9 protein-coding genes and 1 riboswitch are annotated in these 13,324 nt (G+C 72.6%); of the genes, 3 read left to right on the top strand and 6 right to left on the bottom strand.

Translation table 11 applies throughout. From position 1 onward, the window contains the following. Window positions 1–11: 11 nt before the first annotated feature. Window positions 12–641 (bottom strand): hypothetical protein, encoded by a 630-nt coding sequence (locus tag ACWGIS_RS03555; RefSeq protein ID WP_453360764.1) that lies wholly within the window; start codon window positions 639–641, stop codon window positions 12–14. A 148-nt stretch (window positions 642–789) separates the two neighbouring features. Continuing rightward, a complete protein-coding gene (locus tag ACWGIS_RS03550) occupies window positions 790–1,863 on the bottom strand; it encodes an NlpC/P60 family protein (protein ID WP_453360763.1) in 1,074 nt (357 codons plus the stop codon). 532 nt (window positions 1,864–2,395) lie between these two features. Between ACWGIS_RS03550 and ACWGIS_RS03545 the strand changes: the two genes are divergently transcribed. Then, window positions 2,396–2,749, top strand: coding sequence for a hypothetical protein (locus ACWGIS_RS03545; RefSeq protein ID WP_453360762.1), 354 nt, complete (start codon window positions 2,396–2,398; stop codon window positions 2,747–2,749). Window positions 2,750–3,115: 366 nt separating this feature from the next. Here the strand turns inward: ACWGIS_RS03545 and ACWGIS_RS03540 are convergent, their stop codons facing one another. Then, window positions 3,116–4,276 (bottom strand): NlpC/P60 family protein, encoded by a 1,161-nt coding sequence (locus ACWGIS_RS03540; protein ID WP_453360761.1) that lies wholly within the window; start codon window positions 4,274–4,276, stop codon window positions 3,116–3,118. A 7-nt stretch (window positions 4,277–4,283) separates the two neighbouring features. Then, window positions 4,284–4,455: riboswitch (cyclic di-AMP (ydaO/yuaA leader) on the bottom strand. Between the two features lie 463 nt (window positions 4,456–4,918). Between ACWGIS_RS03540 and pcrA the strand changes: the two genes are divergently transcribed. Beyond that, the gene (pcrA, locus tag ACWGIS_RS03535; RefSeq protein WP_453360760.1) at window positions 4,919–7,402 is read left to right on the top strand and encodes a DNA helicase PcrA; all 2,484 of its coding nucleotides are present in this window, start codon (window positions 4,919–4,921) and stop codon (window positions 7,400–7,402) included. A gap of 139 nt (window positions 7,403–7,541) precedes the next feature. Here pcrA and ACWGIS_RS03530 read toward each other — a convergent pair whose 3' ends face one another. Then, complete coding sequence (locus ACWGIS_RS03530; RefSeq protein WP_453360759.1) at window positions 7,542–9,134, bottom strand: M23 family metallopeptidase; 1,593 nt, start codon at window positions 9,132–9,134, stop codon at window positions 7,542–7,544. Window positions 9,135–9,310: 176 nt separating this feature from the next. Then, entirely contained in the window at window positions 9,311–10,192 is an 882-nt protein-coding gene (locus ACWGIS_RS03525) for an esterase/lipase family protein (protein WP_453360758.1), read from the bottom strand. Between the two features lie 507 nt (window positions 10,193–10,699). Here ACWGIS_RS03525 and ACWGIS_RS03520 point away from each other — a divergent pair. Then, window positions 10,700–11,116, top strand: coding sequence for a cobalamin B12-binding domain-containing protein (locus tag ACWGIS_RS03520; protein WP_356131653.1), 417 nt, complete (start codon window positions 10,700–10,702; stop codon window positions 11,114–11,116). Window positions 11,117–11,500: 384 nt separating this feature from the next. Here ACWGIS_RS03520 and ACWGIS_RS03515 read toward each other — a convergent pair whose 3' ends face one another. Then, entirely contained in the window at window positions 11,501–13,132 is a 1,632-nt protein-coding gene (locus ACWGIS_RS03515) for a DUF5691 domain-containing protein (RefSeq protein WP_453360757.1), read from the bottom strand. Between the last annotated feature and the right edge of the window lie 192 nt (window positions 13,133–13,324).

Raw genomic sequence — 13,324 nt, 5'->3', positions numbered from 1 at the left:
AGTGAGCGGTCTCAGCGGGGCGTCGCGGCCGGCGCGGGTCCCAGGGCCCGCAGCGCCCACCGGTAGTGGCGTACGGCCTTCGCGATGCCGAGCAGGCCGGTCAGCCACAGGATCAGGCCGATGCCCAGGCCCAGGACGACGTCGCTGTGCGCGTCGCGGCCCGGCGCGGCGCCCGAGACCGCCGCGAGCGAGGCCCACAGGCCGATCGCGCACATGACGGTGGACGAGAGCAGCCAGAAGAGGCTGAGGCCGGGGGAGCGCAGGCGGGCGTCCGTCGGCGGATGGCTGTCCAGCACCAGCCAGGCGTCGAGGAGTTGCTCGATCTGGCGGTCACGGCGGACGGCCGCGGCGACCGCGACGACGGACGGGGCGAGCGAGGCGAGACCGAGGATCGCGAAGATCGGCCCCAGCACCGCGCCGGTCGGATCACCCTGCTCGAACTGCTGGAGCGGCAGCACCAGCAGGGCCCACCCGATGATCGCCGCGAGCGACAACAGCCACAGCAGCAGCACCCGGTGCACCCCGAGGCTTCGCGCCCGCAACTCCTCCAGGGCCCGCCCCCGGTCGGCCAGCAGGGCCGACCGGTCCGGCCAGGTCCGCCGCTGCCACGGCGGCGGAAGCGGCAGGAGCGAGTGGGACATCGGGACCTCTCGGACGGCTACGGGCGGCGATGCCGCTGGACCACGACGGACGGTGCGCGACTTCGGTCGACGCTACCGCGCGAACGTGGCCATGCCATCAGCGCGTACCCGCGTCCGGCTGGAATCCTCCACCTGCCGTACGGGGTCCTCACACCACCCGCGTAGCCCCAGCAAACGGCATCTCGTCGATCGGGGCCAGGCGTACCGGCGCCGAGGGGTTGGGGGCGTGGATCATCCGGCCGCCTCCGACGTAGATGCCCACATGGCTGATTCCCGAGTAGAAGAAGACCAGGTCCCCCGGCTGGAGTTCGGCGCGGGAGACCCGCCGGCCGGCCCCGATCTGGGCGTACGTCGTGCGCGGCAGTGACACCCCGGCGGCGCGGTACGCGGCCTGGGTGAGGCCCGAGCAGTCGAAGGCGTTGGGACCGGTGGCGCCCCACACGTAGGGGCTGCCGAGCTTCTGATAGGCGTACGCGACCGCCTCCGCCGCCCGGGAGTTGGGCGCCTTGGCCGGTGTGGCGGCGGTGCCGGAGGGGAGGGCCGCCGCCGTCTCGCGTGCGCCGGCCCGCGAGGCGTGCCCGGTGCCGCCGTCCGCGGAGAGCCGCGCGCGCTGCTCGTCCGTGAGCCGGGAGAGCAGCCGGCGTGCCTCGGCGAGCTTCGCGTTGATCGCCTTCTTCTGCCGCTTGAGCTCGGCCTGCCGGGACGTGAGGGAGGTCAGCTCGACGCGGGCGGCGCCCCGCAGCTGTTCGATCTCACGCAGTTGCTTGCGTACGCGGGCCACGGCTGAGACCTGCCGGCTTCCGGCGCGCTCGGCGAAGGCGGCTCCGTCGAGGTAGCGGTCGGGGTCGTCGGACAGCGCGAGCTGCACGGCGGGGTCGAGGCCGCCGCTGCGGTACTGCGCCGTGGCGATCGAACCCAGCGCGTCGCGGGCCGAGTTGAGGCGGTCGGTCCTGCGGGCGGCCTCGTCGCGCAGCGTCCTGAGCCGCCGTTCCCCCTTGTCGGCCTTCTCCTTCGCCCCGTTGTACCTCTCGGTGGCGACCTCCGCCTCCTGGTACAGCTTGTCGACCTTGGCCTCGACCTGGGCCGGGGAGAGCTGTGGTTCGGCGTACCCCGTCCCCTCGAAGGCGGTGGCCGTCGCCGCGCCCGCGAGGGCGAGGGTGGCGGCGGTGCGGGCCGTCTGGCCGCCGAGCGAGCGTGGTCTGGGCTTGCGGTGCGATGCCACGAGGGCACACATCCTTTCGCGAAGACTCGTTCCGCACGGCCGCCCGGCGGGGCACGGTGACGCGTCCGGCGACGGCCCGCACAGGGGGAGCGGGCCGCCGCCGGACCTTTCGGCGGAAGCGACCGGTTGCCGCCCCTGGCCCGGGCGGCGGTGGAGAGCCGGTCACCTGGGGGAGGACGCTAAACCTGAGCGTGAGCGGCCGGTGACGCCATGTGCGGAAGTGGCGCGAGAGGTCCGCCGGGTGACCGGATGTGACCGCGCTCCGGGCCCGTGGCCGTCACCTTGACGCTGAGTGCTGACCGATGAGCGGGTTCTCCGACGGGGCCGGAGGCGCTGGTGCTATGAGACCACTGGGCGGTCGCGTGAGGTGGCGCGAGGCCGCCGAGGCGGGGGTGAGCACTGCGACCGGCGGGACCGGAGGGACGGCGGGCTCCCAGGCACCGAGGGCCGGTGGACCGGTAGGCGCGGCCGCCGCAGCCGGAGGGAGGGGCGGTGAACGGCGGCTCTCGGAGCCCCGATTAGGCTCCGGCGCATGGACGTACTCATCCATCTCTTCGTCGGCCTGCACATCATCGGCATCGCCGCGCTCCTCGGCGGCTTCCTCACCCAGGTGAAGGCGATGGGCCAAGGCACCGCCCGGTTCGTCCCCGCGATGCTGCACGGCGCGCTCACCATGCTGGTCACCGGAGTCGTGCTGGTCGGTCTCAACCAGGCCGACGACAACGCGCTCGACAACATCAAGCTCGGCGTGAAGCTCGCCCTGCTGATCGTGATCCTCGGGCTCGTCTACGTGAAGCGCGACGAGGAGAAGGTCGACAAGGGCGCCTTCGCCGCGGTCGGCCTGCTGACCACGGCGAACATCTTCATCGCGGTGCTCTGGACCTGACGTCCGACCTCTGACGTGACCTCTGCGCTCCGACCTCCCGTCCGACGCCCGGGGCGTTCGGGACGACCGGGCCGAGGACAGGACCGGGATCAGGGTCTCGGCGCCGTCGCGCCGGTGGCACGCCCCCGGTCGTCGCCGGTCCGCGCCAGGCGTACCCCGTCGCACCAGCGGGACTGACGGCCGGGCGTCCGGTGCGAACCGAAGGCCGCACCGGACGGACCGCAAGACCGCGGCGGGTGCCGGCACGGGTCCCGCCCCCGACGCCGGGCGCGTCCCCTGCGCGGGACACGTCCCCCGCGCAGGGCATGTCCAACTACGCGGGGCACATCCCGGCGCCGGGCGGGTCCCGTACGCCAGGCAGGTCCCCTACGCGGGGCGCACCACGCTGTGGATCGACGACTCGCCGTCGTAGTAGATGGACTCCTCGCGGACGTACGCGCCCGGCTTCGGCGCGTGGATCATCATGCCGTTGCCGATGTAGAGACCGACGTGGCTGATGTCGTCGTAGAAGAAGACCAGGTCACCGGGCTTGATGTCGGAGAGCGGGACCGTGGTGCCCGCCTCGACCTGGTCCCAGGTGGTGCGCGGCAGGGAGACGCCCGCGGACTTCCAGGCGGCCTGGGTGAGACCGGAGCAGTCGTAGGAGTCCGGGCCCGTCGCGCCCCACACGTACGGCTTGCCGATCTGGGCCCGCGCGAAGGCGATGGCCTTGTCGGCCTTGGTGGCGTACGCCGGGTCCTGGGTCGTGGTGCCCGAGCCGCCGTCCGAGGCGCCCTGGTCCTGCTGGGCGGCCTGCTCCTGCTCCTGCTGCTCCTGCGCGGCCGCCTGCTGCCTGGCCAGTTCCTCGGCCTTGCGCTCGGCCTCCTCGCGCTTCTTCTCCTCGATCGCCGCGAGCCGCGCCTTCTCCTCGGCGGTGAGCTCGGAGAGCAGTCCGCGGGCGTCGGCGAGCTTGCGCTGCACCTCGGCCTTGGTCGACTTGAGCGTCCGCTGCGAGGTGGTCAGCTTCTCCAGGCTCTCGGAGGCCTCCGCCCGCTTCTTCGCCGTCGCGGCCTGCTCGGTGACGTAGTCGTCCACCGCCACCTTCTGGCGGCTGGTGAGGCGGCTCATCAGCTGGGTCTGGTCGAAGTAGTCCTGCGGGTCGTCCGCCAGCAGGAGGGTCGCGGTGTCGGGGGCGGCGGCCCCGGTGCGGTACTGGGCGGCGGCGTACGAACCCAGTTCCTCGCGCGCGGTGTTCAGCTTCTCGGTGCGCTGGGCGACGTCGTCCAGCAGGGTGTCGACGCGCCGGCGCTGCTGGGAGCTCTTCTCCTTGGCCGCGTTGTACTTCTGGGTGGCCGTCTCGGCCTGGTGGTAGAGGTCGTCCACCTTCTTCTGGACTTCCTCGAGGCTCGGCCTGGGTTCGGCCGAGGGCGCGGCGTTCGCCGTCTGCGAGAGCAGGGCCACGGACGTGAGGGCCGCCGTGGCGAGACCCGGGGCCCGGACACCCGCTACGCGCGTTCCCGCAGGACGCCATTTGCGATGCGACGCCAAGAGAGGCGACTCCTTCCACGATCCGCCTACCGAGTTAGCTGTCGGGTTCGGGCGGGTGGTTCGGAAGGTTTGCCCTACGGTCCGCGCCCGACAAGGCGGCCGGACCGATTCACCCCAAGGTCGGTGGGTCCCCGGCTCCGGCTGCCGCGAGGGCGCGCCGGATTCGGCGGAGGCCGCGCGGCCCGGCGACGTTCGCCGGTTGGGTCGGGCGGCCTGACCGGCACGCTAGCCAACGCGTGTGGCTCCTGTGAAGGTTGATGTGCGATATGCCCGATACGTTTTCGTGACCTTTTTCGCGGGCACCGGGTTGCCGGGCCGCCGTCGATCGTTTTCGGTCGATTGTCCGGACATGTTCTCCCGCGTCGGCGGGCGTGGTGTGCGTCTCGTCCGGCCGTCACCCGAGGTGACGGGGCGGATCCGGACGGCGAGAGCGGCCCGGCGGCGGGTCCCGTGCCGGACGGGGCGGCACGTCTTCCCGCCGGGGCGAAGCGGCGGGCCCGGTAAGGGAAACGGCCGCCGTACCGCGCCGGGCGGCCTGCGCGGGCGGCGGGGCGGCGGTGACCGGCGGGCCGGTCCCGGAATGCGGCGGAGTTCTCGAGGTGGCCGCGGGGTGTCAGTGGGGCGGCCTAGACTCGGAAGGCGATGAGCAGCCTCTTTGACGACAGCTTCCTGGCGGACCTCAAGCCCTCCGGGGCCCACGAGGAAGAGCCCCCGCCGCCGCCCGAGGACGGGACGCCGGAGCACCTCCCGGACGACCTGTTCGGCGGCCGCTTCGACGTGCCCCCGAGCAGGGACGCGTACTACCGCGACGGCGCCGCGCGCCCCGCGGTGGACCCGGCGGCGCTGCTGGACGGGCTGAACGAGAACCAGCGGGCGGCCGTGGTGCACGCCGGCTCCCCGCTGCTCATCGTGGCCGGCGCCGGATCGGGCAAGACCCGCGTGCTCACCCACCGCATCGCGTACCTGCTGGGCGAGCGCCATGTGCACCCCGGCCAGATCCTCGCGATCACCTTCACGAACAAGGCCGCGGGCGAGATGAAGGAGCGGGTCGAGCAGCTCGTCGGCCCGCGGGCCAACGCGATGTGGGTGATGACCTTCCACAGCGCCTGCGTCCGCATCCTGCGCCGCGAGTCGAAGAGGCTCGGCTTCACCTCGTCGTTCTCGATCTACGACGCCGCCGACTCCAAGCGCCTCATGGCCCTGGTCTGCCGCGACCTGGACCTCGACCCGAAGCGCTTCCCGCCGAAGTCCTTCAGCGCCAAGATCAGCAACCTGAAGAACGAGCTGATCGACGAGGAGGACTTCGCCGCCCAGGCCACCGACGGCTTCGAGAAGACCCTCGCCCAGGCCTACGCCATGTACCAGTCGCGGCTGCGCGAGGCCAACGCCCTCGACTTCGACGACCTGATCATGACCACGGTCAACCTGCTGCGCGCCTTCCCCGACGTCGCCGAGCACTACCACCGCCGCTTCCGGCACGTGCTGGTCGACGAGTACCAGGACACCAACCACGCCCAGTACGCCCTGGTCCGCGAGCTCGTCGGCACCGCCGGGCACCCCGTGGACGTCCCGCCCGCCGAGGGCGACCTCGGGCCCGCGGAGCTGTGCGTCGTCGGTGACGCCGACCAGTCGATCTACGCCTTCCGCGGCGCGACGATCCGCAACATCCTCCAGTTCGAGGAGGACTACCCGGACGCGACGACGATCCTCCTGGAGCAGAACTACCGCTCCACGCAGACGATCCTCAGCGCCGCGAACGCCGTCATCGAGCGGAACGAGAGCCGCCGCCCGAAGAACCTGTGGACCAACGCCGGCGCCGGCGCCCGGATCACCGGCTACGTCGCCGACACGGAGCACGACGAGGCCCAGTTCGTCGCCGACGAGATAGACCGTCTCACCGACGCGGGCGACGCCAAGGCGGGAGACGTCGCCGTCTTCTACCGTACGAACGCCCAGTCCCGTGTCTTCGAAGAGGTCTTCATCCGCGTCGGCCTGCCGTACAAGGTCGTCGGCGGCGTCCGCTTCTACGAGCGCAAGGAGGTCCGGGACGTCCTCGCGTACCTGCGCGTGCTGTCGAACCCGGAGGACTCCGTCCCGCTGCGCCGCATCATGAACGTGCCCAAGCGCGGCATCGGCGACCGGGCGGAGGCCATGATCGACGCCCTCGCCCAGCGGGAGAAGATCAGCTTCCCGCAGGCGCTGCGCCGCGTCGACGAGGCGTACGGCATGGCGGCCCGCTCGACGAACGCCGTCAAGCGGTTCAACACGCTGATGGAGGACCTGCGGACGGTCGTGGAGTCCGGCGCCGGTCCGGCCACCGTCCTGGAGGCCGTCCTCGAACGCACCGGCTACCTGGCCGAGTTGCAGGCGTCGACGGACCCGCAGGACGAGACCCGCATCGAGAACCTCCAGGAACTCGCCGCCGTGGCACTGGAGTTCGAGCAGGAGTCCGGCGAGGGCGAGGCCGCGGGCAGCCTCTCCGAGTTCCTGGAGCGGGTCGCGCTCGTCGCCGACTCCGACCAGATCCCCGACGAGGAGGACGGCAACGGCGTCATCACGCTGATGACCCTGCACACCGCCAAGGGCCTCGAATTCCCGGTTGTCTTCCTCACCGGCATGGAGGACGGCGTCTTCCCGCACATGCGCGCGCTCGGCCAGACCAAGGAGCTGGAGGAGGAGCGGCGCCTGGCGTACGTCGGCATCACCCGCGCGCGGGAGCGGCTGTACCTGACGCGGTCCTCCATGCGCAGCGCCTGGGGCCAGCCGTCGTACAACCCGCCGTCGCGCTTCCTGGAGGAGATCCCGGACGCGCACCTGGAGTGGAAGCGCAAGGGTTCCATGGGCCCGGTGTCCTCGGGGCCCGTCTCAGGGGTGGCGGCCTCGCTCTCCTCGTCGCGCTCGCGGTCCGCGGCCTCGGGCGCGTCCGGCTTCGCGACGCGGCGCGGTGTCGCCGAGAAGCCGGTGGTCTCGCTCGCCGTCGGCGACCGGGTCACGCACGACCAGTTCGGCCTCGGCACGGTCGTCGGCGTGAAGGGCACGGGCGCCAACGCGGAGGCGACGGTCGACTTCGGTGAACCGAAGCCGAAGCGGCTGCTCCTGCGGTACGCGCCGGTCGAGAAGCTCTGACGCGAAGGCCCTGGAGGGTCCGGCTCGCCCAGTTGACGGGCGGGCCGGGCAACGGGCCAAAGACGGGGACCAGTTGACGGGCAGGCCGGTCAACTGGCCGGGGGCGGGGACCAGTTGGTGTCCCCGTCGGAGTGAGCGATCAGGTCGGGTCGATGCCGTGGCTCCGCAGCCACGGCAGCGGGTCGATCGCCGAGCCGCCGGCCGGGCGGACCTCGAAGTGCAGGTGCGGGCCGGTCGAGTTGCCCGAGTTCCCGGAGAACGCGATCGGGTCGCCCGCCTTCACGGTGGCCCCCGAGGCGACCCGGTACGTCGAGAGGTGGCAGTACCACGTCTCCGTACCGTCCTTGGCGGTGACGATCGCCATGTTGCCGTACGCGCTGTTCCACTGCGTGCGCACGGTGCCGTCGGTCGCGGCCATCACCGTCGTCCCGTAGGAGACCGGGAAGTCGATGCCGGTGTGCACGGACATCCAGTTGATGCCCGACTGCCCGTAGTAGGCGCTGAGCCCCTTCTGGGCGACCGGCAGGGCGAACTTGGGGCGCAGCCGCTCCTTGCGGGCCGCCTCCTCCGCCGCCTTCTTCTTCTCCGCCTCCTGCTCGGCCTTCAGGTCGATGCGTTCCTGCGTCCGGCTCGCGCGGTCGGCGAAGTCGTCGGCGTCCGCGGAGAGGTTGGCGAGCTGGGTGTCCAGCTTGTTGTTGGCGGCCGACGGCTTCACGGGCGCCTTCTCCGGCGCCGCGGCCGTCGTCTCCGCGGTGTCGTCCGCGCTCACGCTCACGACGGAGGCGGCGGCGATCCCCGCGACCCCCATCACGCACGCCGAGGGAACGGCCACCGTCAGCAGGGCGGAACGTTTGGCCGGGGCCCGGCGCCGGGAACGGCTGCCGGCGCGCGAAGCCGATCGCGCACCCGGGACGACCGCGGCCGGCGCGGCGGCGAGTTCCTCGACACCGTCGAGCAGCAACGACCCCGTGGCCGGGCCGTCCTCGTCGTCGGCCGCGTCGAACTCGCCGTGTCCGCCCTCGGGTTGTTCGGAGGGCACCTGCTCGAACGTGGCGGTCGGCAGCTGGTCGAAGGGCTCGGGCGCGGGCTGCTCGTACGTCTCGGACGACGAAGCGGCCGGCTCGTACCTCTCGTACGTGTCCTGGCCGCCGTCGGAGTTCCACTGCGTGGCGTCGTACGCACCCGTGTCGAGCACCTGCGTGCCCCAGTGCTGCGTCTGGTCGCCCTGGTCCAGCGGGTTGACGTGCTCGGCCTGGTTCCAGGCGGTCGCGTCCCACTGGCCGGTGCCGTCCTGGCCCTGCGACTGCGGCGGAATACCGGCGAGTTGCTGGTAGCCGGTGGCCCAGGTGGTCGTCTCGTAACCACCGGTGTCGTAGGCGGTCTGGTGCTGCCCGGCGTACGGGTCGTAAGCCGTCCCGTGCTCGCCGGTCCCGGACGTGTGGTGGCTTCCCGTGCCCATGGACGGGTCGCCGGACCACTGCGTGGCGTCGTACGAACCGGTGGACGCGCTCACGTCGGCGCCCGGCATGTCACCGAAGAGCGGGTCGGTCGCGAAACTCGCGGTCTCGTAACTGCCGCCGCCTGATTGAAATCCGGTGGCGGGGTACCCGTCGTGCGTGGTGAAGTCGCCGTACGGGGCTCCTTGCAGGCCGTACGGCGCGTAGTGCGCCTCAGCGGCATCGGGAGCCGAAGCCGGGGGGTTAACGGTCCCCGACGGGTGACGGTCGTTCACCAACTTCTCTTTCGCCTCGACAACAGGGGCTGGCAGAGCAGTGCGGCGACTGTACCCGGCGGTACGCGGGCGCGACAATCTTCGGCAGGTTTCGTGCTGGCGGGAAACGGGCATTCGGCCGTGTTTCGGGGGACTGCGGGCACGACCTTGGCCTTGCGTTCGATGAATGTTCGATATCAGGCCACCGTCAGGCCGCCACTTCGAGCGGCTTCCGGCGCTCCGATCCCCTCGGTCCCTTCCGTCTCCTCGGCGTCGAGCGCCTGGCGTATCCCGGTCGCGACCGCGGGATGGACGGGCAGCGCGAGATGGCCGATGCCGCTCACCTGCACGTTCTGCGCGAGCAGGTCCGGGTGGTCCACACGGGCGGTCTCCAGCGGGTCCATCAGCTGGTCGAGATCGCTCCAGAAACTCACGAAACGCGTGCGGCAGCCCGGCGCCGGCATGCGCAGCTCGTCGATGACCGGCGAGTCGGGGCGCATCTGGCGGACGATCGGGTGGGCGTTCATCAGCGGGACGACCCGCGTGCCCGAGTGCGGGGTGCCGAGCGTGACGAGCGTGCGGACGCGGCTGTCCCCGCCGAGGCGCTGCGCGTAGTAACGGGCGATGAGCCCGCCCAGGCTGTGCCCGACGACGTCCACCCGCGCGTGGCCCGTGCGTTCGCAGATCTCCTCGATGTGCCGCCCGAGCAGTTCCGCCGCGGTGCGGATGTCACAGGTGAGCGGGGAGTAGTTGAGCGACTCCACGCGCTGCCTGCCGTGCTGCGCGAGGCTGCGGCGCAGCAGCACGAAGACCGACCGGTTGTCGATGAAGCCGTGGAGCAGCACGACCGGCGGCCTGGCGTCGGTCGGCAGCACCGGGGTGTCCGGCGACGGAGGAGGGGGCGCGGCGGCCCGGCGTTCCTGCGTGATCCCGGACGGATAGAGCAGCAGATGCCCCGCGAGGATCGTGATCTCCAGGGCGGTCGCCTTCAGGAGGGCCGTCGAGAGTCCGGCCAGGCTGCCGGGGAACAGGCGCTGGCAGAGGGGAAGAAAGGGCCGCACTGCCCGGGTGACCTTCATGGCCGACCTCCTGTCGGCACGCCGGAGGACGCCTCTGTCCCCCGTGTGCCCTCATGGAAAGCCGCGGTGCGGTGGAAACGGGTGGTGGCTGAGGTGCCCGCCGCCACGGCGCCCGGCTCGGAGCGCGGTGGTGCGGCCGTACGAAGCGGCTCTCCTTTTGCGCACGCCCCGCTGCGGTGAGTGCCGCAGGTCCGCGAGGCCCGTACGGCGCGTGTGCCGCGGGAAATCGGAGACGTGCGCGGCGAACGTGTCCCACCGTGTGATTTCCCCCTCGCTCTCCACCGTGAAACTGCCGGGTACGGGATGCTGGCGATAACGTTCGTTCACTTCCCCGGTCCGCGCGGCGCGGCGGCCGGGCCGCGGGGTGCATCCCGTGTGGTGAGCGGCGGTGTGTGCGCCGTCCGCCCGTATCCGCTGGTACGGGTTGTGCGGTGCGGTTTTTCCGCGCAGGTTGTTCGATACAGGTTGTCCGGTAACAGGTTGTGTAGTCGGTTCATGGAGGCAGTGATGGGTGTGGCAGCCGGTCCGATCCGCGTGGTGGTGGCCAAGCCGGGGCTCGACGGCCACGATCGCGGGGCCAAGGTGATCGCGCGTGCGCTGCGCGACGCCGGTATGGAGGTCATCTACACGGGCCTGCACCAGACCCCCGAGCAGATCGTGGACACCGCGATCCAGGAGGACGCCGACGCGATCGGCCTGTCCATCCTCTCCGGGGCCCACAACACGCTCTTCGCGGCCGTCATCGCCCTCCTCAAGGAGCGCGACGCCGAGGACATCAAGGTCTTCGGCGGCGGCATCATCCCCGAGGCGGACATCGCGCCCCTCAAGGAGAAGGGCGTCGCCGAGATCTTCACGCCCGGCGCGACGACGGCGTCCATCGTGGACTGGGTCCGCGCGAACGTGCGCCAGCCCGCGGGAGCGTGACGGCTGTCGGCGGGGCGCACGCCTGAGGGGCCCGGCCGGTGCGACGAGCCGGGCCGGTCCGCTGGGCCGTGCCGGCGCGGAGGTCCGGCAGCGCCATGGGTCCGGCGGCGGCTCCGGTGGGCTGCCTTCGGCGCGCTGAACTGCGGCGGGCCGGTCCTGCGGCCTCGTGCCCGGCGGGCTCTGCTTCGGCGGGGGTGCTTTCGCCGGGGCGCCGCGGGCCGTGTCGTCGCGGGGCTGTGACTTCCTCCCCCGTAGGGACCTCCTTGGCGCGCGGGCTCGGACTGCGGCGGCTCGGCGGACAGCCGTGGACGTAGGCGTACGCGTGCGGTCGTAGGCGTACGGATGCCTGTGTGGACGGCGTACGGGGTGTGCCCGGCGTCCCGCTCACGAGGTCGGTTCCCCGGGGTCCGTGAGCTCCGCGGACATCGTGGCCCGCAGGCGCAGGGTGGTCGTCAGGCGCTGGAACGCCTCGGCCCAGTAGCCGCCGGCTCCGGGGGAGGCGTCCTCCGGTTCGTCCGGCACTGCGGTGAGACCCTCCAGGCGTCCCGCCTCCGCCGGATCCAGGCACCGCTCGGCGAGGCCCATCACCCCGCTGAAGCTCCACGGGTAGCTCCCCGCGTCCCGCGCGATGTTGAGCGCGTCCACGACGGCCCGGCCGAGCGGCCCGCTCCACGGCACCGCGCACACACCGAGCAGCTGGAACGCCTCGGACAGCCCGTGCGTGGCGATGAACCGCGCCACCCAGTCCGCCCGCTCGGCGGCACCCAGCGTGGTGAGCAGCTTCGCCCGCTCCGCCAGCGACACCGCCCCCGGTCCGCCCGCCTCCGGAGCGGAGGGCGCGCCGAGGAGCGCCCGGGACCAGCCGGGGTCCCGTTGCCGCACCGCCGCCCGGCACCAGGCGGCGTGCAGCTCCGGCCGCCAGTCGTCCGCCACCGGCAAGGCCACGATCTCCTCCGGCGTACGCCCCCCGAGCCGCCCGGACCACGTCCCGAGCGGCGCCGCCTCCACCAACTGGCCGAGCCACCACGACCGTTCACCTCGTCCCCCCGGGGGTTTGGGCACGACCCCGTCGCGCTCCATGCCCGCGTCGCACTGGTGCGGTGCCTCGACCACGATCGTCGGCACGCTCCGCGTCCGGTCCACGGCGACACACGAACCGGCGCGGTCCGCCATCCGGGCGGCGAGCGCGGAGGCGGGCAGCGCGGACAGCAACTCGGCCGCCGTGGCGCGCACGTTGCGGCTCCGGTCGGCCAGCGCCCGCTCCAGGAAGGGCTCGTCCGACGCGTCCAGCCCCGTCCGCAGCGAGTCGAGGAACATCAGACGGTCCTCCGCGCGCTCCGTCGCCCACGTCGTCGACAGCAGCTCGCGCGCGGCCGGGGGGTCCTGCGCCCGGATCGCGGAGAGCAGCGCCACGCGTTCGGCGAACAGCCCCTCCTCCCACAGCTCCCGTATCCGCTCCGGTTCCCCGGGACCCGGCAGTGACGTGCCTCCGCCCGGCGCGGCACGCAGCGCGAACCGCCAGTCCGGGTTGAGCCGCGCCAGCCACAGCGCTCGCGGACCGGCGAAGGCCAGGGCGGCGGGCCTGAGATCGGTACGGCCCCGGGCGGCGTCCAGCAGCGCGGGCAGCGCCTGCGGGGGCGGGGCGAAACCGCGTGCGTTCGCCAGGGCCAGCCACTGGGGCAGCAGCTCCATCAGGTCCGGTGCCGCCCCTCTGCGGCCCCCCGGCCCCGAGCCCGGCCGGTCCGCCAGCAGCATCGCGAGGCGTCGTGCGGCGGCGGGCGGCAGCGGACGGCGAGGATCGTCCGCCGCCCGCTCCGGCCGCTCGGCGGCGCGCGCGGGACGCAGTCCGGCCCGGCGCCGTACGGTCTCCACGGCCGCCGCGTCGAGGAGGGCCGCCGGAGCCTCGCGTCCCGGCGTCCACCCCGGTGGCGTACGCCGGTCGGTCCCGAGCAGCGCCGAGGTGACGAGCTCCTCCCAGGCGTCGCCGACGGGCGCGTCTGCGGGCGTCCTGTTCATGAGCGTCCTTCCGGTGACGAGCCGACCGCGAACCGGCGGCCTGCTGTACGGGAGTCGGTGGCCCTTGGATCGGGGTCGGTGGTGAACGGGTCCTCCATGGGGAGGGCGGTCATACGCGGGTCGCTTGCGGGGTGGCCGTCTTTGAGCGGGGTGGTCCGGTGCGGGCGCGTACGGAGGGCGGTCGTAGGTGGG

This window comes from Streptomyces sp. NPDC054842 (assembly GCF_053611025.1).
The sequence above is the reverse complement of the archived record's forward strand: the minus strand, read 5'-3'. Positions and strand labels throughout refer to the sequence as shown.

What these genes read in the sequence shown, in the direction of transcription:
- ACWGIS_RS03555 (WP_453360764.1), bottom strand. Translation starts at nt 641, where the DNA reads ATGTCCCACTCGCTCCTGCCGCTTCCGCCGCCGTGGCAGCGGCGGACC.
- ACWGIS_RS03545 (WP_453360762.1), top strand. Translation starts at nt 2,396, where the DNA reads ATGGACGTACTCATCCATCTCTTCGTCGGCCTGCACATCATCGGCATC.
- pcrA (WP_453360760.1), top strand. Translation starts at nt 4,919, where the DNA reads ATGAGCAGCCTCTTTGACGACAGCTTCCTGGCGGACCTCAAGCCCTCC.
- ACWGIS_RS03525 (WP_453360758.1), bottom strand. Translation starts at nt 10,192, where the DNA reads ATGAAGGTCACCCGGGCAGTGCGGCCCTTTCTTCCCCTCTGCCAGCGC.
- ACWGIS_RS03520 (WP_356131653.1), top strand. Translation starts at nt 10,700, where the DNA reads ATGGGTGTGGCAGCCGGTCCGATCCGCGTGGTGGTGGCCAAGCCGGGG.
- ACWGIS_RS03515 (WP_453360757.1), bottom strand. Translation starts at nt 13,132, where the DNA reads ATGAACAGGACGCCCGCAGACGCGCCCGTCGGCGACGCCTGGGAGGAG.